The organism is Streptomyces parvus (assembly GCF_014648875.1).
Lineage (GTDB): Bacteria > Actinomycetota > Actinomycetes > Streptomycetales > Streptomycetaceae > Streptomyces > Streptomyces parvus.
The window spans coordinates 48,040-69,155 of record NZ_BMRY01000011.1; the positions used below are offsets into that span (position 1 = coordinate 48,040).

A 21,116-nucleotide genomic window follows, 5' to 3' on the forward strand; every position below is an offset into this window, starting at 1 on the left:
GATGAGCGACGCATCCGCCAACCCCTTCGACGCGGACGGGGAGTTCCTCGTGCTGACCAACGGGGAGGGTCAGCACTCGCTGTGGCCGCTGTTCGCCGCGGTGCCCGAGGGCTGGTCGACTGCGCACGGCCCGTGCGCCCGGCAGGACGCGCTGGACTGGATCACCGCGCACTGGGCCGGTCCCACGTCCGCCCCCGTCGCCTCCGCCGCGCGGTGAGCGGGCTGCTGATCCGGCCCCGGATACGTCCCCGGGTCGCGGTCGTCCTCGTCTACACGGCCGCGATGTGCATGAACGGCCTGGACTCGACGATCGTGAACCCGGCGCTCTACACGATCGCGGGCGACTTCGGCCGTCCGCTGTCGGCCGCCAACACGGTGGAGACGGCCTTCCTGGTCGCGCTCGCGGTGGGGCTGCCGGTGGCGGGGTGGCTGGGCGACCGGTTCGGGACGAAGCGGGTGTTCCTCGGTGCGCTGGCCGCCTTCACTGTCGCCTCGGCGGTCTGCGGCCTGGCTCCGGACCTGAACACGCTGGTGGTGGCCCGGGCCGTACAGGGCCTGGCGGGCGGCTTGTTGACGCCGGTCGGGATGACGCTGCTGTTCCGGGCGTTCCCGCCGCACGAGCGGATGAAGCTGGCGAAGGTGCTGATCGTGCCGACGGCTCTGATGCCCGCGCTCGGTCCGCCGCTGGGCGGGCTGCTGACCGAACACCTCTCCTGGCACTGGCTGTTCTTCGTGAACGTGCCGATCGGGGCGGCGGCCGTCGTGCTGGGCGTCTTCGGTCTGCAGGAGCATGTCGAGGGCCCCGAGGGGAAGTTCGACACGGTCGGCTTCTGGCTGGCGACCCCGGCGCTGGGTCTGCTGACGTACGCGCTGGGCTTCGGCCCCTCGCGGGGCTGGACGGAGCCCACCGTCGCCGTGAGCGCGGTGCTGGGGTCCGTTCTGCTGGTGGCGGCGGTGCTGCACCAGGTGCGGGCGAAGACGCCGTTGCTGAAGCTGCGGCTGCTCGCCGACCGGGTGTACGGGTCGGCCTCGGCGCTCGCCGGGGTGACCGCGGCGGGGCTGATGGGCGTGCTGTTCGTCTTCCCCCTGCTCTACCAGGCGAGCCTGGGCGCTTCGGCGCTGGACGCCGGGCTGAGCGTGTTCCCGGAGGCGGTGGGGCTGATGCTGGCCTCGCAGGTGGTGGACCGGCTGCTGCCGCGGCTCGGCCCCCGACTGCTGACCGTGCCGGCGCTGCTGGTCGCGGCGGCGGTCTTCGGTGCGCTGGCCGTGCCCGGAGTGGCGGAGAACGCGTGGAGCGTGCGCGGGCTGATGTTCCTGATCGGCCTGGTGCTGGGGACGGCGGTGCTGACCGTGCAGATCTCCGGCTTCGAGTCGATCGCGCCCCCGGACATGGGGCAGGCGATGGGTCTGTTCCAGATCGTCCGCACGCTGGGCGGCGCGTTGGGCATCGCCGCCTGTGCGGCGGTGATCGGCGGCGGCCACGTGACGGAGGCCTCCGCCGACCCGGGCCCGTACCGTACGGCGGTCTGGGTGACGGCGGGGCTCGTCGCGGTGGGCGCGCTGATCGCGCTGCGGCTGCCGCGCGAGGCCCCGCAGCCGCCGCCGTTCGACGACGAGGACGCCCCTGAGCCGCCCGGTGAGGGCCTGGCGGCCGAGGAGGCCCCGGTCGTCAAGGGCTGAGCGGGCACACGAGTGAGGGGCGGGTGGCATCCGGAGGGGGGGATGCCACCCGCCCCTCACTCATGTCATCGCCGGGACGCGGGGCTGCGGAAGGGGGCTCAGCCCTCGCCGAGCAGGGCGGCCAGCCCGTCCGCGAGGCCGCCGCGCCAGCAGGCGTAGTCGTGGCCGCCGTTGAACTCCCGGTAGCGGACGTCGTATCCACGGGCGCGCAGCACATTGCGGAGCCTGCGGTTCTCCTGGAGGAGCATCCACTCCTGGAGGCCGACCTCCAGATGGAGGGTCACCGGCCTGCGCCCCGCCCAGGCGTACTGCCCGGTGAGCCATTCGCTGCCGCGTTCGTCGTCGGGCCACCAGAAGGATCCCGACTGGGAGAGCGCGAGGCCGAAGCGGTCGGGGCGCCGGAAGGCCGCGAACGCGGCGGTGAGGCCGCCCGCGCTCTGTCCGGCGACGACGGTCCGTGCGGCGTCGGCCCCGGCCCCGTACTCCCGCTCGGCCCAGGGCAGCAGCGTGTCGGCGAGCCAGTCGACGAACGGGGCGCTGCACGCGAGGTCCTGCATGCGCCGGCCCATGGTGTCGACCAGGACCGCCACGGTGGGCGGGAGGTCTCCGTCGGCGTGCAGGTTGTCCAGGATGTCGCCGACGCCGAGGACCGGCCCCCACATCTCGCCGTCGAGGAGCACGGCGAGCGCGTACGGGCCGCCGTCGGGACGGTGGCCCGGCGGCAGATGGACGGTGACGGAGCGGCCGTCGACCTCGGTGTCGAGCGTGTGCCCCCGGTCCACGCCGTCGCGCCGCCGGACACGTGACTGCGGCGGGGCCTCGGGGAGTTCGAGTACGGAGGCGGGGTTGCGGCCGTCCCGGGAGGGCAGCGGGGCACGGTCGTTGAGCGGGTCGGGTTCGGCGTGGTCGAGGACCCGGAGCCAGGAGGCCCGGTCGGCGCGCAGGGCGTCCTCGCGGGTGCCGTCGGTGGCGTGGAACTGGTACGAGGCGCGGTGGTCGGCGCGCAGCCGGTGGCTGATCGCCCAGACGCCGGTGCCGTCGACCCGCTGCATCAGATGCGGGGCGAGGTCGCCCGCGTGCCGGTCCTTGTCGGTGACCGTGTGGACGAGGGCGAGGACATGGGTGGCTGGGTGCGCGGGGTCCTCGCGGCGGACGAAGGTGACGAGCCGGTGGTCCGGGTCGCCCTCGGGGTCGGGTTCGACGAGGGGGGTGCCGGTGGCGGCCGCGTACCGCCAGAACGCCTCCTCGGCGTCGGGCTTGCCGGCGCGGACGTCCGTAAGGAGCGTACGCAACAGGGGGCTTCGCACGGCGGTCGCCTCGGATTCGGTCGGTCCCGCGGTTACGGGAGGGGCTGGCGGGTTCTTGCGCGGCGGATAGGTCACGGTCGCCTCGCCTTTCATACGCGGGTGGCGGCCGAGCGGCCGAGCAGCACCCAGAGCAGGAAGGGGCCGCCGAGGACGGTGGTGACGATGCCGACGGGGAGTTCGACGCCGTCGAGGACGATACGGCCGAGGGTGTCGGCGGCGACGACGAGGACGGCTCCGGTGAGCATCGAGCCGACGAGCGGCACGCGCAGGGGTCCGGCGAGCCGGGAGGCGATGACCGGGGAGGCGAGTGCGACGAAGCCGACGGGTCCGCAGATGCCGACCGCGAGGCCCGCGAGGGCGACGGCGAGGAGCAGGGCGAGGGCGCGGACCCGGCCGGGGGCGGAGCCGAGCGAGGAGGCGGTCGCGTCGTCGAAGCGCAGGACGCCCAGGTGGCGGGCGACGGCGAGGCTGATGGGGACGAGCACCGCGAGGCCGATGAGGACCGGGACGGCGACGGAGTAGCTGCGCCCGTTGAGGCTGCCCGAGGTCCACACGTACAGCGAACTGGCGGAGGAGAGGGACCGGCGGGAGAGGACGACCTGGGTGATGGCGGAGGCCAGGGCGGACATGGCGAGGCCGACGACGAGGACGCGGTAGCCGCGCTGGCCGAGGCCGCCGGAGACGGTGGTGACGACGATGACGGCGACCAGGGCGCCGATCGGCCCGGCCCACCAGGCGCCGAACGTTCCGGTGGCGCTGAGGGTGACGGAGAGCAGGACGGCGGCGGTGGCCCCGTCGTTGACGCCGAGGAGTTCGGGGGTGGCCAGGCGGTTGCGGGCCAGGGTCTGGGTGAGGCAGCCCGCGAGGCCGAGGGCGGCGCCCGCGGTGAGGCCGGCGACGATGCGGCCGAGGCGGAACTTCTGGACGAGCAGTACGTCGAACCGGTCGCCCTGGCCGAACACCGCGCGGAAGGTGCGGCCCACGCCCATGTCGCTCTGGCCCGCGTAGGCGGAGAGGACGACGGCGAGCAGGAGGGCCCCGGCGAGGGCGAGGGCGGCGAGGGCGGCGCGCCGGGTGACGAGGAGGGACAGCGGGCCCCGGCGCAGGACGAGGGTGTCGGCCGGGCGGACCCGCAGCGTCTTGGCCTTCGGGGTGCGGCGGGCCGGGCGGGGCAGGGCGATCCGGAAGCGGCGGGGGCGGTCGGGGGCGCGTTCCTCGGAGGCCGGTTCCGTCATGCCCATCGCGGCCAGCTGCTTGGAGCGGACGATGGCGATGAGGACGGGTGCTCCGATGAGGGCGACGATGACGGAGACGGGCGCTTCGAAGGGCCGGGAGACCACGCGGGCGGCGATGTCGGAGACGGTGAGGACGCAGGCGCCGATGAGTCCGGCGAGCAGGATGCGGGCGGCGAGCCGGGTGCCGGCGAGGGCGCGGGCGAGGAAGCCGGCGAGCAGGCCGAGGAAGGAGATGGGCCCGGCGAGCGCGACGGCGGCCGCGGTCAGCAGGGTGACGCCGATGGCGACGACCGTACGGATCACGGGGGGCCGGTGGCCGAGGCTGCGGGCCAGGTCGTCGCCGAGGGCGAGGGCGGAGAGCGGGCGGGCGACCAGAAGGGCGACGACGAAGCCGAGGGCGAGGACGGGGGCGAGTCGGCCGAGTTCGCCGAAGCCCTCGACCCCGGCGAGGGAGCCGAGGACCCAGAAGCGGAATCGGTCGTAGGTCTCGGCGGAGTTGACGACGATGACGCTGGTGAGCCCGCCGAAGGTCGCGCCGAGCGCCGCACCGGCGAGGACCAGGCGCATGGGAGAGCCGCCGCCGCGTCTTCCGGATATGAGGAGGACGAGACCGCTGGCAACCACCGCGCCGACGAACGCGCAGACGAGATAGGCGTAACCGGAATCGAAGCCGAGGAGCGCGATGCCCGCGACGACGCCGAGCGAGGCCCCCGCGTTGACGCCGAGCAGCCCGGTTTCGGCCAGGGGGTTGCGGGTGACCGCCTGGAGGAGGCACCCGGCGACGCCGAGGGCGGCTCCGACGAGCAGCGCGGTGAGGGTGCGGGGCAGGCGCAGGTCGCCGACGACGAGGGAGAGCCGGGCGTTCTCGCGCGCGCCGTCCCGGCCGAGCAGGTAGTCCAGTACGCCGCCTGCTCCGACCTCGCCCGCGCCGATCGAGAGGGAGAGGGCCGTCAACAACAGGACGGCGAGGGCCAGTCCGGCGACGGCCACCGCCACGGTCCGGCTCCGCGGGTCGACCGTGGAGCGGGGGTCGCCGGGGGTGGCGGCGGGTGTCGCGGGCACCTCCGCGGCGACGGTCGGCCGGTCGGCTTCGCCCCCGTCCAACTGAAGGGTCGAGGAGTCATGTTCGGGAGCCGAGGCCGTGGTCCCCGTGCGCGGCGTTTGCATAAGGTGAGGCTAGCCTAAGTAGATATCGACGGCTCGACACCTTCTGGGCGGTCGTCCTAATTTAGGTTACCCTTACCTAACACCCGGAGGAGGTTGCTCATGCCTGAGCACATACCGGGCAGAAGCGGCGAGTTCATCGGCCGCACTGCTCTGGTCACCGGTGCCGCACAAGGCATCGGCGCGGCAGTCGCCGACCTGCTCGCCACCCTCGGCGCCCGCGTGGCCGCCACCGACCGAGCGCTTCCCGGCATCGAGGCGTCCGCCGCCGAGTGGGCCCGGACGCAGGAGAAACTGTCCGCGGACGAGCGTTCGGCGGGCAGTCTGGACCCGTATGTGATGGACGTCACCGACCGGAGTTCGGTGGAGAGCACCGTGGCCCGCGTCGAGCGCCAACTCGGTCCGGTCGACGTCCTGGTGAACGTGGCGGGCATCCTGCGCACCGGCCCCGCGGCCGTACTCTCCGCGCAGGACTGGGCGGACACCTTCGCGGTGAACGCCACCGGCGTCTTCCACGTCTCCCAGGCCGTCGCCCCGCTCATGGCGGCCCGCGGATCCGGCGCGGTCGTCACCGTCGGCTCCAACGCCGCCGGGATTCCGCGCTCCGGCATGGCCGCCTACGCCGCCTCCAAGGCGGCCGCCGCCATGTTCACCAAATGTCTGGGGCTCGAACTCGCCCGCAGCGGCGTCCGCTGCAACGTCGTCGCGCCCGGCTCCACCGACACGCCGATGCAACGCGCGCTGTGGACCGACCCGGACGCCGAACAGCGCGTCATCGACGGGGACCTCTCCTCGTACCGCACCGGCATTCCGCTGGGCCGGATCGCCGACCCCGGGGACATCGCGGAGACTGTGGCGTTCCTCGCCTCGGACCGCGCCCGCCACATCACCATGCAGGAGCTGTACGTCGACGGCGGCGCGACCCTGCGCTGACCGCCCGGCCGCCACTCCGTCCTTTCCTTCACCTGCCTTCACCTCCCATCCAGCCCCCCGCACCCGCTGACGGGACCATCGAGAATGGAGTCCCCCGTGTCGACGGCATCCCAGGTCGCCACGCACACCGCCCCGGCCGATCCGGCCCACCCGGCCGTAGGAGCGGCCACCTCGCTTCTGGACGCCTACGCAACGGGCGACCACTTTCTCGCCACTCCCGGACGCACCCTGCACGCACGGGGTCCGGGACGCCATGTCCCGCACGACGAGAGACCGTTGACCGCGCGCGTCGACGAGACACTCGCCGCGGCGGTCGCCGCCGGCCAGGAATCGCCGGTGGTCATCGGCGCCATCCCCTTCGACCACACCGCTCCGGCCGCCCTGAGCGTCCCGGAGTCCGTGCGCACCGCTCCGCCGCTCGCCTCCGACCCGCTGATCGCCCTGCCCGCCGCCACGCCGGCCGCCGGGGCGTGGGAGATACGCCAGGTGCCCGAGCCGGAGATCTACGGCAAGGGCGTCGCCTCCGCCGTGGAACGCATGTGGCGCGGCGAGTTCAGCAAGGTCGTCCTGGCCCGCACCCTCGAACTCACCTCCGAGGCCCCGCTCGACCTGCCCGCGATGCTCCAGCGCCTCGCCCGCCGCGACCCCGCCGGTTACACGTTCGCCCTGCCGACCGGCCCCGGGCGCACGCTCATCGGCGCCAGCCCCGAGCTGCTCGTCTCCCGCCACGGCCGACAGGTCGTCGCCAACCCGCTGGCCGGCTCGACCCCGCGCAGCGCCGACCTGGCCGAGGACGTGCGCCGTGCGGCGACGCTGCTGGAGTCCGCCAAGGACCTCCACGAGCACGCCGTCGTCGTCGACGCCGTCCACCAGGCGCTCGCGCCGCACTGCACGGAACTGACCGTGCCGGCCCGGCCCACGCTGATCCGGACCGCCACCATGTGGCACCTCTCCACCACGGTCACCGGCACCCTGCGCTCCCCCGACGCCTCGGCGCTGGAGCTGGCCCTCGCGCTGCACCCGACGCCCGCCGTGTGCGGGACGCCGACGCAGACGGCCCGTGAGGTGATCGCGGAGACCGAACCGTTCGACCGGGGCTTCTTCACCGGCGTGATCGGCTGGGGCGACGCCGAGGGCGACGGCGACTGGGTCGTCACGATCCGCTGCGCCGAGGCCGAGGAGCGCATGCTGCGGCTCTACGCGGGAGCGGGCGTCGTCGCCGCCTCCGAGCCCGAGGCGGAGACCGCCGAGACCGCGGCCAAGTTCCGCACCTTCCTGAGCGCCGTGGGAGCCGAGCTGTGAGTACGGAAGCGGCGCCCACCTGGCCCGCCGAGTTCGCCGAGAGGTACCGGGCGGCCGGCTGGTGGCGCGGGGAGACCTTCGGCGAGATGCTGCGGCAGCGCGCCGAGGAGCACCCGGACCGGGTCGCGATCGTCGACCCGGTGGCGGGCAGCCGGTGGACGTACGCCGATCTCGACCGGCGCGCCGACCGGCTGGCGGCGGGCTTCCTCTCCCGGGGCATCGTCAAGGGCGACAAGGTGGTGGTGCAACTCCCCAACATCGCCGAGTTCTTCGAGGTGATCTTCGCGCTGTTCCGGATCGGCGCGCTGCCCGTCTTCGCGCTGCCCGCGCACCGCGAGAGTGAGATCACCTACTTCTGCGAGTTCACCGGGGCGGTGGCGTACGTCATCGCGGCCGAGCACGGCGGCTACGACTACCGTGAGCTGGCGACGAAGACCCACGCCAATGTGAGCACGCTGCGCCATGTGTTCGTCGCCCAGGGAGATCCCGGCGAGTTCGAGGCGTTGTCCGAGGTCGCCGAGGAGCCCGTCGGCTACGGCGGGCCCCGCCCCGACGACCTGGCCTTCCTCCAGCTGTCCGGTGGCAGCACCGGCGTCCCGAAACTGATCCCGCGCACCCACGACGACTACATCTACTCGCTGTGGGGGTCCAACGAGATCTGCGCGGTCGACGAGAATAGCGTCTACCTGTGCGTCCTGCCCGCCGCCCACAACTTCCCGCTCTCCTCGCCCGGTTCGCTCGGCACGCTGTACGCCGGGGGCCGTGTGGTGCTGTGCCCGGGGCCGTCGCCGGAGGTGGCGTTCCCCCTCATCGAGCGTGAGGGCGTCACCATCACCGGGCTCGTGCCGCCGCTGGCCCTGCTCTGGACCGAGGCCGCGCCCGGCACCGCGCACGACCTCAGCAGCCTGGACGTCCTGCTGGTGGGCGGTGCCAAGTTCAGCGAGGAGGCGGCCCGCCGGGTGCGGCCCGCGCTCGGCTGCACGCTCCAGCAGGTGTTCGGCATGGCCGAGGGGCTGGTCAACTACACCCGTCTCGACGATCCGGTCGAGACGATCGTCACCACCCAGGGCCGGCCCATCTCGCCCGACGACGAGATCCTCGTCGTCGACGACGAGGACCGGGAGGTGGCCACGGGCGAGACGGGTCACCTGCTGACCCGCGGCCCATACACCATCCGGGGCTACTGGAACGCCCCCGACCACAACGCCCGTTCCTTCACCGAGGACGGCTTCTACCGTACCGGCGACATCGTGCGGGTCACCGCGACCGGGCACATCGTCGTCGAGGGGCGTGCCAAGGACCAGATCAACCGGGGCGGCGAGAAGATCGCCGCCGAGGAGGTCGAGAACCACATCCTCGCCCACCCGGCCGTGCACGACGCCAACGTGGTGGCCGAGCCGGACCCGTATCTGGGTGAACGCACCTGCGCGTACGTGATCCTGCGCTCCGGCGCGGGCCCGCTCAAGGCGGTGGCCGTGAAGCGGTTCGTCCGTGAACGGGGCCTGGCCGCCTACAAGGTGCCGGACCGGGTCGAGTTCGTCGACGCGTTCCCGCAGACCGGCGTGGGCAAGGTGTCCAAGAAGGACCTCCGCAACGCCGCCGCCCGCACCACTTCTTCCTCACCGTCCCGCTGAACGACTCCCCGAACGGAACCCTCTCCACCATGGCTCTGCCCGCCATCGTCCCCTACCCCATGCCGTCCGCCGACGAGTTGCCCGCCAACCGGGTCGACTGGACCGTCGACCCGGCGCGTGCGGTGCTCCTCGTCCACGATCTGCAGAACTACTTCCTGTCGGCGTACGACCGCGAGGCCTCGCCCGTTCCCGAACTCCTGTCCCATGTAACCGAGTTGAAGAAGGACGCGGCACGGCTCGGCGTCCCGGTGCTCTACACCGCGCAGCCCGGCGGCCAGAGCGCGGAGGAACGCGGTCTCCAGCAGGACTTCTGGGGCCCGGGCCTCCCGGCCGACGAGCAGCTCGCGGCCATCGCGGACGAGGTCGCGCCCGACGCGGACGACACCGTCCTCACCAAGTGGAAGTACAGCGGCTTCGTCCGCACGGATCTGCTGGAGCGCCTGCGCGAGCAGGGCCGCGACCAGATCGTCATCACCGGCGTCTACGCCCACATCGGCGTGCTGATGACCGCGTGCGACGCCTGGATGCAGGACATCCAGGCGTTCGTGGTGGCCGACGCGGTGGCGGACTTCTCGGCGGAGGACCATGCGATGGCGCTGCGGTGGGCCGCGGGCAAGTGCGCCGTCGTCACCACCGCCCGGACCGTCTTCGAAGGGAAGTGACCGCCGTGGCGCTCACGCTCGAACAGCTCCGTGCCGATGTCGCCGACATCCTCGGCGAGGACCCCGAGGAGATCCCCGCCGACGAGAACCTCGTCGACTACGGCCTCGACTCCGTCCGCCTGATGTCGCTGGCCGCCGCCTGGCGCCGCGACCACGGGATCGAGGTGGCCTTCGCCGACCTCGCCGAGAAGCCGGCACTGGAGGCCTGGGCCCCGCTGCTGGGTGTCACCGGCTGAGCGGACGGCGACGAGCGGTACGCCCGAGGGCGGTGCGGGCCGGGCGGTGACGGGCCCGCACCGCACCGCCCCGGGAGCCGGCCGCCTTCCTCGACGCCCTCCACCTCGAATCGGCCGCACAGCGCGGCGCGTTCGTGCGGGCCGTCGAGAAGCTGTACACGCATATCTCGAAGGAGGAGGACGGACTCTTCCCCGGCTCATCCACGGCTCAGCCCGCCGGCCACCCGCGTCACCTCCTAGGCTCCGCCCAGCGCTTCGGACACCAGGGCCCGGGCCTCCTCCTGGACCCGGGCGAGGTGGCCGGGGCCCTGGAAGCTCTCCGCGTACACCTTGTAGACGTCCTCGGTGCCCGAGGGGCGGGCGGCGAACCAGGCGCTGTCGGTGCAGACCTTGAGGCCGCCGATCGGGGCCCTGTTGCCGGGGGCCTCGGTGAGGACGGCGGTGACGGGCTCGCCTGCCAGGGTGTCGGCCTTGACCTGCTGCGGAGAGAGCTTCGCGAGGACGGCCTTCTCCTCGCGGGTGGCGGGGGCGTCGATACGGGCGTACGCCGGGTCGCCGAAGCGGCCGGTGAGGCGGGCGTAGTGCTCGGAGGGGGTGGAACCGGTGACGGCGGTGATCTCGGAGGCGAGGAGGGCCAGCAGGATGCCGTCCTTGTCCGTCGTCCAGACCCGGCCGTCACGGCGCAGGAAGGAGGCCCCGGCGGACTCCTCTCCGCCGAAGCCCAGGCTGCCGTCGTGGAGGCCGTCGACGAACCACTTGAAGCCGACCGGGACCTCCACCAGGGTCCGGCCGAGGTCTTGGGCGACCCGGTCGATCATCGAGGAGGAGACGAGGGTCTTGCCGATGCCGGTCCCGGCGGCCCAGTTCTCGCGGTGGGTGTAGAGGTAGTCGATGGCGACGGCGAGGTAGTGGTTGGGGTTCATCAGCCCGCCGTCGGGGGTGACGATGCCGTGCCGGTCGGCGTCCGCGTCGTTGCCGGTGGCGATGGCGTACGCGTCGCGCTGCTCGATGAGCGAGGCCATGGCGTGCGGCGACGAGCAGTCCATGCGGATCCTGCCGTCCCAGTCCAGCGTCATGAACCGCCAGGTCGGGTCGGCCAGCGGGTTGACGACGGTCAGGTCGATCCGGTGGCGCTCGGCGATCCGCCCCCAGTAGGCGACGGACGCGCCGCCGAGCGGGTCCGCGCCGATCCGGATGCCCGCGTCCCGCACGGCGTCGAGGTCGAGGACGGAGGGCAGGTCGTCGACGTACGCGGTCAGGAAGTCGTGGCGGCGGGTGGTGTCGGCGGCCAGGGCGCGGGCGTACGGGATCCGGCGGACCTCCCCGAGTCCGGCCTCGATCAGGGCGTTCGCCCGGTCCTGGATCCAGGAGGTGGCGTCGGAGGCCGCCGGTCCGCCGTTGGGCGGGTTGTACTTGAAGCCCCCGTCGGCGGGCGGGTTGTGCGACGGGGTGACCACGATGCCGTCGGCCAGGTGCTCGGTGCGCCCCTGGTTGTACGTGAGGATGGCGTGCGAGACGGCGGGGGTCGGGGTGTAGCCGTCCTCGCTGTCGATGAGGACGGTGGCCCCGTTGGCGGCGAGCACCTCCAGGGCGGTGACCCGGGCGGGTTCGGAGAGCGCGTGGGTGTCCGCGCCGAGGAACAGGGGGCCGTCGGTGCCCTGGCGGGTGCGGTAGTCGCAGATCGCCTGGGTGGTGGCGGCGATGTGGTCCTCGTTGAACGCGGCGGCGAACGCGGAGCCCCGGTGGCCGGAGGTGCCGAAGGCGACGCGCTGGGCGGGGTCGGCCGGGTCGGGGTGGAGGGCGTAATAGGCCGTCACCAGCCGTGCCACGTCGACCAGGTCTGCGGACTGCGCCGGGTGACCGGCCCGTTCGTGCACCATCGGGTCTCCTCGTACGTCTTCGTCTTCGGCCGGCCCGCGGGGAGACGGGCCCGTCGCACCGGGAAACGATCACTCCGGTCCGTACCCGATTCTGCTCTCTCGACCGCCCAGGTGTGCGACCGGTTCACGCCTTCCTCGTGTCGCCCCCGGCCGGAGCGGCACCGCGCCCCCGGTCATCGGCGGACCGGGGGCGCGGAAATTGTGCGGGAGGGGTGTGCGCGGGAGCCGTACGGCAGGAGCTCAACGGCCCTGGAGGGCCTTCACGTTGTCGCCGAAGGTCCAGCCCTTCGAGCCGTCCCAGTTCAGCGACCAGGTCATCAGCCCCTTCAGCCCCCCGTTGTAGTGGTTCCAGGCCTGTGCGACGAGTCCGGTGGACATGTGGCCGCCACCCGCGCCGGGCTGCGCGGGCAGGCCGGGGACCTGCTTGTCGTAGGGCACCTTGATGGTGGTGCCCTGGATGACGAGCCCCTTGTTCAGGCAGTCGGTCTGGGCGGTGAAGCCCGCGACGGTGCCGGCGGAGTAGGAGTCGCCGGAGCAGCCGTACATGCTGCCGTTGTAGTACTGCATGTTCAGCCACCACAGGCGGCCGTTGTCGGCGTACTTCTTGATGACCGGGAGGTACGCGCCCCAGATCGATCCGTAGACGACGCTACCGCCGGTGACGTACGCCGTCTCGGGGGCCATGGTGAGGCCGAAGTTCGACGGCATGGCGGCGAGGACGCCGTCGATGATGCGGATGAGGTTGGTCTGCGAGGGGGACAGCTGGTTGATGTTGCCGCTGCCGACGAGGCCGGTCTCGATGTCGATGTCGATGCCGTCGAAGTTGTACCTCTTCAGGATCGGGACGATCGTCTCGACGAACCGGTCGGCCACCGTGCTGGAGCTGAGGTCGATCCCGGCCGTGGCTCCGCCGATCGACATGAGGAGGGTCAGGCCGGAGTCCTTGGCCTGGCACATCTCGGCGGGGGTGGCGACCTTGACGGTGCTGTCCATGCCGTCCTCCCAGAGGACGGTGCCGTCGGAGCGGATGACGGGGAAGGCCGCGTTGACGACGTTGTAGCCGTGCTGGGTGATGCGGGAGTCGGTGATCGGGATCCAGCCGAGCGGCGGGTGCACGCCGTTGGCCGCGCCGTCCCAGTTTTCCCAGTACCCCTGGAGCACCTTGCCCGCGGGCTTCGACTTGACCGCACAGGTCTCGGCGGCCGTCCCGGTGCTCTCCGTGGTCTTCGGCGGCGCGGCTGCGACCAGCATCGGTACGACGAGCGCCGCGGCCAGGCCGAGGCCCAGCAGTCGTGATGTACGCCCCATGATCCGGTTGTCCTTCCTGCCCGGGTCCACCGCCGCCGCACGAAAGGTTCGCCCGACCCGCCCTGTGTCGTGACCCCGTCAAAACGTAGAATGGTCCAGACCTTCGGTCAAGAGGTCTGGACCAGGGCGCCGGTCACGAGCCGTGCGGCGGACACCGCGGCGGGGTGGGCAGCGGCACAGTCAACCGCTTCCCACCCCGTCCGGTCAGTGGTCGCGGCCCCTCAGCCGCGACCCGGAACCCGGGCCCCTCAGCCCCGGTCGTGGATGTGGAACCCGCGCCCGGTCTTCCGGCCGAGCAGCCCCGCCTCCACCATCCGCTGGAGCAGCGGCGGCGGGGCGTAGAGGGGTTCCTTGAACTCGTCGTACAGCGACGCGGCGATGGAGGCCACCGAGTCCAGGCCGATCAGGTCGGCCAGCTTGAGCGGCCCCATCGGGTGGGCGCAGCCCAGCTCCATCCCGGCGTCCACGTCGGCGGCGGTGGCGAACCCCGACTCGGCCATCCGGATCGCGGAGAGCAGATAGGGGATCAGGAGCGCGTTGACGACGAACCCGGCCCGGTCCTGGGAGCGGACCACCGTCTTGCCGAGCGCCGTGGTGGCGAACTCCTCGGCGGCGGTCAGCGTCTCGGAGGAGGTGTGCAGCGAGGTGACCACCTCGACGAGCGGGAGGACCGGCACGGGGTTGAAGAAGTGCAGTCCGAGGACACGGTCGGCGCGCTGGGTGGCCATGCCGAGGCGCATGACGGGGATGGCGGAGGTGTTGGTCGCCAGGATCGCCTCCGGGTCCTCGACGATCTTGTCGAGGGCGGTGAAGATCTCCGTCTTGGCGGCGGCGTCCTCGACGACGGCCTCGATCACGAGCCGGCGGTCGGCCAGGTCGTCCAGGCTGCCGGTGAAGGTCAGCCGGCCGAGGGCGTCCTCGGCGCTCAGGCGGTCCAGCTTGCCGCGCTGGACAGCCCGTTCCAGGGACACGGCCACGCGTTCGCGGGCCCGGTCGGCGGCGGCGCGGTCGGCCTCGCAGACGATGGTGTCCAGTCCGGCGCGGGCGCAGACCTCGGCGATCCCGGCCCCCATCTGGCCGCCGCCGACGACGCCCACCCGGGCGATGGGGGCGCTCATGCCCGCACCGCCGGACGGCCGACGAGGTGGCGGGCGTACGCCTCGGTGGTGAAGAAGGCGGGCAGCTCCTTGCCGAGCGCGGTGCGTTCGAACAGGTCGCGGACCTGGTCGAGCTGGGCCCAGGGGTACGTGGCGCCGAGCGAGGCCAGCTCCTCGTCGAGGAGCCCGAGCAGCGTCTCGCGGTCGACCGCCCGGTGCTTGAGCCACTGCCAGATCTGGACCCGGGCGATCTCGGCGGTGGCCGCGTCCTCCATCAGCCCGTTCAGGGCGACGGCCCCCTGTCCGCGCAGCCAGGCGTCGTAGTAGCGCAGGGCGACGGCGATGTTGTCGCGGACACCCTCCTGGGTCGGGCGCCCCGCAGTGCGGCGGACGGCGACGAGGTGCTCGGCGGTGATGTGGACGTCGTCGCGGGTGCGCTCCAGCTGGTGCGGCCGGTCGCCGAGCACTCCGTCGAAGACGGTCCGGCAGACCGGGACGAGCCCGGGGTGGGCCACCCAGGAACCGTCGAAGCCGTCCTCCGCCTCCCGTTCCTTGTCGAGCCGGACCTTCGCCAGGGCGGCATCCCTGGCCTCGGGATCCTTGCCGGGGATCTGGGCGGCCATCCCGCCGATGGCGTGCGCGCCTCGCTTGTGACAGGTGCGGACGAGGAGTTCGGTGTACGCCCGCATGAACGGGGCGGTCATGGTGACGGTCGCCCGGTCGGGGAGGACGAAGTCGGGGCGGTGCGCGAAGTTCTTGATCAGGCTGAAGAGGTAGTCCCAGCGGCCCGCGTTGAGGCCGGCGCTGTGCTCGCGCAGTTCGTAGAGGATCTCCTCCATCTCGAACGCGGCGGTGATCGTCTCGATCAGGACGGTGGCCCTGATCGTTCCCCGGGGGATGTCCAGCAGGTCCTGGGCGAGGAGGAAGACGTCGTTCCAGAGCCGGGCCTCGTACCGGTTCTCCAGCTTGGGGAGGTAGAAGTACGGTCCGCTGCCCGCGTCGATCTGGCGCCGGGCGCAGTGGAAGAAGTAGAGGCCGAAGTCGACGAGTGCGGCGGCCACGGGACGGTCGTCGATGACGAGGTGCTTCTCGGTGAGGTGCCAGCCGCGCGGCCGGACCATGATGGTGGCGGGCCGGTCGGTGAGCCGGTACTCCTTGCCGCTCGTGGTGGTGAAGTCGATGCGGCGGTCGATGGCGTCGATCAGGGTCAGCTGGCCCCGGACGATGTTCTCCCAGGTGGGCGACGTGGCGTCCTCGAAGTCGGCCATCCACACCTGGGCGCCGGAGTTGAGCGCGTTCACGGCCATGGACCGCTCGGGCGAGCCGGTGATCTCCACCCGCCGGTCGGTGAGGCCGGGGGCGGGGCGGGCGACCTGCCAGTCGGGGTCGTTGCGGATCGGCTTGGTGGCCCGGGAGAAGTCGAGCGGGGTGCCGCCGCGCAGCAGCGCGGAGCGGCGGCGGCGCTCGGTCAGCAGGTCGAAGCGGCGGGCGGCGAAGGCCGCGTCGAGGCGGCCGATGAAGTCGAGGGCCTCGGGGGTGAGGACCTCCTCGTGCCGGTCCCCCGGTGCGCCGAGGACCTGGACGCGGCCGGTCGTGGCAAGGGTGGTCATGCGGTTCTCCTCAGCGGGGTGTGATCGGGGACGGCGGCCCCGGTCGCGGGGGCTCGGAGCGCCCGCGACCGGACAGGACCTAGTGGAACTGCTCTTCCTCCGTGGAGCCGGTGAGGGCCGTGGTGGAGGAGGCGGGGTTGATGGCGGTGGAGACCTGGTCGAAGTAGCCGGTGCCGACCTCGCGCTGGTGCTTGACGGCGGTGAAGCCCTGCGCCTGGGCGGCGAACTCGCGCTCCTGGAGGTCGACGTAGGCGGTCATGCCCTGCTCGGCGTAGCCGCGGGCCAGGTCGAACATGGCGTGGTTGAGGGAGTGGAAGCCGGCCAGGGTGATGAACTGGAAGCGGTAGCCCATCGCGCCCAGCTCCCGCTGGAACTTGGCGATCTGGTCGTCGTCCAGGGCGGCCCGCCAGTTGAAGGACGGCGAGCAGTTGTACGCGAGCATCTGGTCCGGGTGCTCGGCGTGGATCGCCTCGGCGAACTCGCGGGCCTGCGCCAGGTCCGGGGTGCCGGTCTCGACCCAGATGAGGTCGGCGTACGGGGCATAGGCGAGGCCGCGCGAGATGACCGGCGCCATGCCGTTCTGGACGCGGTAGAAGCCTTCGGCGGTCCGGTCGCCCGTGATGAACCGCGCGTCGCGCTCGTCGACGTCGCTGGTGATGAGGTTGGCGGCGAGCGCGTCGGTGCGGGCCACGATCAGGGTCGGGACGTCCGCGATGTCGGCGGCGAGACGGGCCGCGTTGAGGGTGCGCACGTGCTGGGCGGTGGGGACGAGGACCTTGCCGCCGAGGTGGCCGCACTTCTTCTCGGAGGCGAGCTGGTCCTCGTAGTGGATACCGGCCGCGCCCGCCTCGATCATCGCCTTGGTGAGCTCGAAGGCGTTGAGCGGTCCGCCGAAGCCGGCCTCCGCGTCGGCGACGATCGGGGCCAGGTAGTCGGTGGTGTCGCCCGCGTCCTCGGCGGTGGCGATCTGGTCGGCGCGCAGCAGGGCGTTGTTGATCCTGCGGACCACGCTTGGGACCGAGTTGGCCGGGTAGAGGCTCTGGTCGGGGTAGGTGTGGCCGGCCAGGTTGGCGTCGGCGGCGACCTGCCAGCCGGAGAGGTAGATGGCCTGGAGGCCGGCCTTGACCTGCTGGACGGCCTGACCGCCGGTCAGCGCGCCGAGCGCGTGGATGTAGTCCTGCTCGTGCAGCTGGCGCCACAGCCGCTCGGCGCCGCGCCGGGCGAGGGTGTGCTCCTCGCGGACGCTGCCGGAGAGCCGGACCACGTCCTCGGCGCTGTAGGTGCGCTCGATGCCCTTCCAGCGGGGGTCGCTCGCCCACCGCCGCGCCAGCTCTTCCGCCGTCGTCCTTGCCTGCGCCATGGCGTGTCTCCCGAAGTCGTGTGGGTCGATCGTGTGAAGGGTGCTAAGTCCGCGTCACTGGGTGACGCGGCTTGCGAGTGCGGCCCACCGGACCTCCGAGGTGGAACGGTAAGCAATGCGCCCGGCGGATCGGGCCGAGATCCCGAGGAGAACGACGTCAGGGCATGAAATCGTGCTCGGTACCTCGGCCCGGAGCCGGTGTCCGGTGGGCCGCATTGAGAACTCTGGCAGTGGCACTGAGTGCCAACAACGGGGTACGCATGCCAAGTTCTGCGAATCTTTCGGCGCACTTTGCCAAGGTTGCGAAGGGTCGGGCACGTGCTACGACGGCTAAGGTTGCCGACATGTCGATGACGGCGGGAAAGGCCCCGATGTGAGCAAGACCTACGCGGGAGCGCGGCTGCGCCGGCTGCGTGAGGAGCGCGGGCTGAGCCAGGCGGAGCTGGCCCGGATGCTGGCGATCTCGCCGAGCTATCTGAACCAGATGGAGCACGACTCGCGCCCGCTGACGGTGCCGGTGCTGCTCCGTCTCACCGAGGCCTTCGGGGTGGATCCGGGCTTCTTCTCCGAGCGGGACACCGCCCGGGTGCTGGCGGATCTGCGGGAGGCGCTGGCGGACGAGGTCGGCGCGGCACGGGTCTCGGCCGCCGAGTTGTCCGAGCTGGCCTCCCGGCTGCCGGGAGTGGCGAACGTGCTGCTCGACCTCGGGCGGCGCAACCAGGCGCTGGCCGGGCGGCTGGCGGAGGCCGCCGAGCTGCGGGGCGGCGGCGGGACGGACCTGCCGCGCTCCCCGCACGAGGAGATCCGCGAGTTCTTCTACCGCCGCCAGAACTATCTGCACGAGGCGGACCTGGCGGCGGAGGAGCTGGCGGCGGAGATCGGGGTGCGGCCCGGCGAGGTCGTCCGGGCGCTCTCGGCCCACCTCACCGAGCGGCACGGCATCCGGCTGGCGACCGCCTCGGAACGGCCGGGCGGGCCCGGACCCGGCGCACCCCGGGGGCGCCCGGACCGGCGGCCGGAGGGGGAAGGGCGTGCGGCGGACGCCGGGCGGCTGCACCACTACGACCGGGAGGCCAGGGTGCTGTATCTGTCCGGCCGCCTCCGGCCCGGGCAGCAGGCGTTCCGGATGGCGACGCAACTGGCCCTGCTCGAATACGGCCCGGAGATCGACCGGCTGGCGTCGGAGGACTACGACGAGGGCTCGGCGACCTGGCCGCTGGCCCGGATCGGGGTCGCCAACTACTTCGCGGGCGCGCTGATCCTGCCGTACCGGGCCTTCCATACCGCGGCCGAGGAGGTGCGGTACGACATCGAGCGCCTCACCGACCGGTTCGGGCTCGGCTACGAGACGGTCTGCCACCGGCTGTCCACGCTCCAGCGGCCCCGGCTGCGCGGGGTGCCGTTCTCCTTCGTCCGGGTCGACCGGGCCGGGAACATGTCGAAGCGGCAGTCCGCGACCGGCTTCCACTTCTCCCGCGCGGGCGGCACCTGCCCCCTGTGGAACGTGTACGAGGCGTTCGCCGCGCCCGGTCGCATCCACGTCCAGATCGCGTCCATGCCCGACGGGCAGCGCTACCTCTGGACCGCGCGGGCGGTGACCCGGCACCGGGGCGGCTGGGGCGAACCGGGCAAGACGTTCGCGATCGGTCTCGGCTGCGAGATCCGGCACGCCGGGAGGCTGGTCTACTCCGACGGCCTCGATCTGGACAACGCGTCGGCCGCGACGCCGATCGGGATGGGCTGCCGGATCTGCGAGCGCCTGGACTGCCCGCAGCGGGCGGTCCCGCCGCTGGGGCAGCCGCTGGCGATCGACGAGAACAGCAGCACGTTCGTGCCGTACCCGGTGAAGGGGACGCCCGCGTAGGGGTCCCCCGCACCGGGCGTCACGGGTCAGGAGTAGCGCAGGGCGATCGTGTCGCCGACCCCGATCACCTTGTTGCGGGCCGCCCCGGCGAAGGCCGAGCCGTCGACGGACACCTTCCAGGTCGCCGATCCGGCGTTTGCCTTGCCGTTGACGGAGGTGATCGTTCCGGTGCCGGAGGCGGGGACCACGGAGGTGACGCAGCCCGCCGGGGTGGCGGCGCTCGTCGCGGCGCTCAGGACGGCGCCGAGGGTGGTGGTCGTGCCGGTCGGGGTGAACGCGACCGAGCAGACCTTCAGGGCGCCGGTGCCGTCGTCCACGGTGAGCGCCAGCTTCGTCGCCGTGCCGGCCGTGAATCCGCTCGCCGCGACCCACTTGGGCGCGCCCGGGGTCACCGGGGTGGGCGGGGCGGCCGTGAAGCCGCCGCCCGCGACGGCGCGCAGGGCGTCGAGGGAGGAGTAGGCCGACGGGGAGGTGTCGGACGGCTGGTACTTGAATCCGCCGCCCGGGTTGTACTGCTGGGCGATCAGGAAGTCGAAGGGGGTCCGGCCCGCCGGGGTGAGGAAGTCGCCGGTCTGCGGGTTGATGCCGCAGGCGTTGAGCCCGGAGACGGCCCAGCCGTTGGAGCTGGTGTTGATGCCGTACATGGCGTTGAACGCGCCGGAGGTGTTGATCAGCTTGCTCTTGAGGAACGCCTTGGCCTGGAGGATGTCGGGGTCGGTGTTGGGGACGCCGGAGGCGCAGAGCGCGGCCATGGAGGCCCCGGTCATGTCGATGTCGCCCGGCTTGGCCAGCTCGGTGGCGTTGCCCTCGGCCTTGGCGTAGGTCCAGCCGCCGTCGTTGTGCTGGTTGGCCCGGAGGCGGGTGACGATCTTGTCGACGAGTGCCTGCGGGACCCGCTGGCCGCCCGCCTGCGTTCTCGCGCCGCCCAGGGCGAGGGCGGCGAAGACGGTGCCGTTGTAGTTGGCGGAGGGGCCGAAGTAGCCGGCCTCCGCGTTCTGCCAGTAGCCGTAGATGTCGGCGATCAGGTTGCGCGAGGCGGAGACCCGGGCGGGGTCGATCCCGGCGGCGTACGCGTTGAGCGTGCCGCGCTGGTAGTCGGTGACGACGGGGGTGGCGGAGGGCCAGCCGGGGGTGGCCAGGAGGTTGCGGTAGACGGTGCGGGCGTTCTTGGTGGCGTCGCCGCCCGGGGTGACGTCCACGGCGGCCGTTCCGGCGGCGGCGAACGCGCTGAACGCCCATTCGTTGGAGAGCCCGGATCCGGCGTACGAACCGTCCGCCGCCTGGAGGGACTTGACGTACGCCACACCGTTGGTCTTCGAGGTGGCGATCTGGGCGGGGGTCGAGGTCGCGGCGGCGGGAAGCGCCGTGAGGGCGAACGCCCCGAGGACGGCGGGCGCCACGACGGCGAGGCGCCGCCGCGTACGGGAGGCGCGCGAGGTATGGGAGGCGTGGAGGATCGGGGACGTACGGAAGGGGACAGAACGCGGCATGTGCCTGCTCCTGGGGTGAGGGGCGCACGGCACCGCGCCGCCTCCCGGGCCGCGCGCGGCGGGTCGGGGCAGGCTGGGGGTGGCCGACGCCCGGACGCGTGGGTACGGCTTCTCCTGGGACAACCGCCGTCTGGGCATTCGGGCTCGGGAACGGCCCCCTGCCGTCCCACACCGCTGCGCGTCAGCCCCGGATTCGCACCGGGTTCCCCCCTACGGCAGGCCAGGACGCTACCCGAGGCGGCACGGGCGCGCCAGGGACCGCCGGGCGTGCGCCGGAGCGCGGGCGAGGGAGACACAGGACACCTTGACGGCCTCTTCGAGAGCGTGTTCCAATCCGCCTGATACGCACTCAGC

16 protein-coding genes and 1 riboswitch are annotated in these 21,116 nt (G+C 72.6%); of the genes, 8 read left to right on the forward strand and 8 right to left on the reverse strand.

What is annotated here, in order from left to right; translation table 11 throughout:
• The first annotated feature begins 1 nt into the window (after window position 1).
• A complete protein-coding gene (locus tag IE140_RS28730; protein WP_088576062.1) occupies window positions 2–217 on the forward strand; it encodes an MbtH family protein in 216 nt (71 codons plus the stop codon).
• Window positions 214–1,680 carry a DHA2 family efflux MFS transporter permease subunit gene (locus tag IE140_RS28735; protein WP_150197278.1) on the forward strand — a complete coding sequence of 489 codons (1,467 nt, stop codon included), beginning with the start codon at window positions 214–216 and terminating at the stop codon, window positions 1,678–1,680. Before IE140_RS28730 ends, IE140_RS28735 begins: the two co-directional genes overlap by 4 nt.
• Before the next feature lie 98 nt (window positions 1,681–1,778).
• Here IE140_RS28735 and fes read toward each other — a convergent pair whose 3' ends face one another.
• Together fes and fhuB are read right to left on the reverse strand one after the other, a co-directional pair.
• Window positions 1,779–3,080 carry an enterochelin esterase gene (gene fes, locus IE140_RS28740; protein WP_150197280.1) on the reverse strand — a complete coding sequence of 434 codons (1,302 nt, stop codon included), beginning with the start codon at window positions 3,078–3,080 and terminating at the stop codon, window positions 1,779–1,781.
• Window positions 3,077–5,389: a Fe(3+)-hydroxamate ABC transporter permease FhuB gene (gene fhuB, locus IE140_RS28745; RefSeq protein ID WP_189460827.1), complete on the reverse strand. Its 2,313-nt coding sequence runs from the start codon at window positions 5,387–5,389 to the stop codon at window positions 3,077–3,079. The genes fes and fhuB overlap by 4 nt, the downstream gene beginning before the upstream one ends.
• 99 nt (window positions 5,390–5,488) lie before the next feature.
• On the opposite strand from fhuB, the gene IE140_RS28750 reads away from it, so the two are divergent.
• From IE140_RS28750 to IE140_RS28770, 5 genes are all read left to right on the forward strand, one after another.
• Window positions 5,489–6,319: a 2,3-dihydro-2,3-dihydroxybenzoate dehydrogenase gene (locus tag IE140_RS28750; protein WP_150196425.1), complete on the forward strand. Its 831-nt coding sequence runs from the start codon at window positions 5,489–5,491 to the stop codon at window positions 6,317–6,319.
• Window positions 6,320–6,415: 96 nt separating this feature from the next.
• Entirely contained in the window at window positions 6,416–7,621 is a 1,206-nt protein-coding gene (gene dhbC / locus IE140_RS28755; protein ID WP_150196426.1) for an isochorismate synthase DhbC, read from the forward strand.
• Entirely contained in the window at window positions 7,618–9,255 is a 1,638-nt protein-coding gene (locus IE140_RS28760; RefSeq protein ID WP_150196427.1) for a (2,3-dihydroxybenzoyl)adenylate synthase, read from the forward strand. Before dhbC ends, IE140_RS28760 begins: the two co-directional genes overlap by 4 nt.
• 29 nt (window positions 9,256–9,284) lie before the next feature.
• Complete coding sequence (locus IE140_RS28765; protein ID WP_150196428.1) at window positions 9,285–9,917, forward strand: isochorismatase family protein; 633 nt, start codon at window positions 9,285–9,287, stop codon at window positions 9,915–9,917.
• Complete coding sequence (locus tag IE140_RS28770; protein ID WP_150196429.1) at window positions 9,914–10,153, forward strand: phosphopantetheine-binding protein; 240 nt, start codon at window positions 9,914–9,916, stop codon at window positions 10,151–10,153. Before IE140_RS28765 ends, IE140_RS28770 begins: the two co-directional genes overlap by 4 nt.
• A 236-nt stretch (window positions 10,154–10,389) precedes the next feature.
• Here the strand turns inward: IE140_RS28770 and pgm are convergent, their stop codons facing one another.
• The 5 genes from pgm to aceA form a co-directional block, all read right to left on the reverse strand.
• Window positions 10,390–12,033 (reverse strand): phosphoglucomutase (alpha-D-glucose-1,6-bisphosphate-dependent), encoded by a 1,644-nt coding sequence (gene pgm / locus IE140_RS28775; protein ID WP_150196430.1) that lies wholly within the window; start codon window positions 12,031–12,033, stop codon window positions 10,390–10,392.
• A 240-nt stretch (window positions 12,034–12,273) separates the two neighbouring features.
• A complete protein-coding gene (locus IE140_RS28780) occupies window positions 12,274–13,341 on the reverse strand; it encodes a chitinase (protein ID WP_167533527.1) in 1,068 nt (355 codons plus the stop codon).
• Between the two features lie 248 nt (window positions 13,342–13,589).
• The gene (locus IE140_RS28785; RefSeq protein ID WP_150196431.1) at window positions 13,590–14,459 is read right to left on the reverse strand and encodes a 3-hydroxybutyryl-CoA dehydrogenase; all 870 of its coding nucleotides are present in this window, start codon (window positions 14,457–14,459) and stop codon (window positions 13,590–13,592) included.
• The gene (gene aceB, locus IE140_RS28790) at window positions 14,456–16,048 is read right to left on the reverse strand and encodes a malate synthase A (protein WP_150196432.1); all 1,593 of its coding nucleotides are present in this window, start codon (window positions 16,046–16,048) and stop codon (window positions 14,456–14,458) included. Before aceB ends, IE140_RS28785 begins: the two co-directional genes overlap by 4 nt.
• Before the next feature lie 79 nt (window positions 16,049–16,127).
• Window positions 16,128–17,408 (reverse strand): isocitrate lyase, encoded by a 1,281-nt coding sequence (gene aceA / locus IE140_RS28795; protein WP_032765958.1) that lies wholly within the window; start codon window positions 17,406–17,408, stop codon window positions 16,128–16,130.
• Between the two features lie 373 nt (window positions 17,409–17,781).
• Between aceA and IE140_RS28800 the strand changes: the two genes are divergently transcribed.
• The gene (locus IE140_RS28800; RefSeq protein ID WP_093445438.1) at window positions 17,782–19,272 is read left to right on the forward strand and encodes a short-chain fatty acyl-CoA regulator family protein; all 1,491 of its coding nucleotides are present in this window, start codon (window positions 17,782–17,784) and stop codon (window positions 19,270–19,272) included.
• A 26-nt stretch (window positions 19,273–19,298) separates the two neighbouring features.
• Here IE140_RS28800 and IE140_RS28805 read toward each other — a convergent pair whose 3' ends face one another.
• Window positions 19,299–20,762, reverse strand: a complete 1,464-nt coding sequence (locus IE140_RS28805) for a prenyltransferase/squalene oxidase repeat-containing protein (protein ID WP_150196433.1) — start codon at window positions 20,760–20,762, stop codon at window positions 19,299–19,301.
• Between the two features lie 132 nt (window positions 20,763–20,894).
• A riboswitch (cobalamin riboswitch) is annotated at window positions 20,895–20,971 on the reverse strand.
• Window positions 20,972–21,116: the final 145 nt, after the last annotated feature.

Coding starts and splice junctions, on each gene's coding strand:
- IE140_RS28765 (WP_150196428.1), top strand. CDS start 9,285: ATGGCTCTGCCCGCCATCGTCCCCTACCCCATGCCGTCCGCCGACGAG.
- IE140_RS28780 (WP_167533527.1), bottom strand. CDS start 13,341: ATGGGGCGTACATCACGACTGCTGGGCCTCGGCCTGGCCGCGGCGCTC.
- fes (WP_150197280.1), bottom strand. CDS start 3,080: ATGAAAGGCGAGGCGACCGTGACCTATCCGCCGCGCAAGAACCCGCCA.
- IE140_RS28750 (WP_150196425.1), top strand. CDS start 5,489: ATGCCTGAGCACATACCGGGCAGAAGCGGCGAGTTCATCGGCCGCACT.
- pgm (WP_150196430.1), bottom strand. CDS start 12,033: ATGGTGCACGAACGGGCCGGTCACCCGGCGCAGTCCGCAGACCTGGTC.
- IE140_RS28805 (WP_150196433.1), bottom strand. CDS start 20,762: ATGCCGCGTTCTGTCCCCTTCCGTACGTCCCCGATCCTCCACGCCTCC.
- aceA (WP_032765958.1), bottom strand. CDS start 17,408: ATGGCGCAGGCAAGGACGACGGCGGAAGAGCTGGCGCGGCGGTGGGCG.
- aceB (WP_150196432.1), bottom strand. CDS start 16,048: ATGACCACCCTTGCCACGACCGGCCGCGTCCAGGTCCTCGGCGCACCG.
- IE140_RS28785 (WP_150196431.1), bottom strand. CDS start 14,459: ATGAGCGCCCCCATCGCCCGGGTGGGCGTCGTCGGCGGCGGCCAGATG.
- fhuB (WP_189460827.1), bottom strand. CDS start 5,389: ATGCAAACGCCGCGCACGGGGACCACGGCCTCGGCTCCCGAACATGAC.
- IE140_RS28730 (WP_088576062.1), top strand. CDS start 2: ATGAGCGACGCATCCGCCAACCCCTTCGACGCGGACGGGGAGTTCCTC.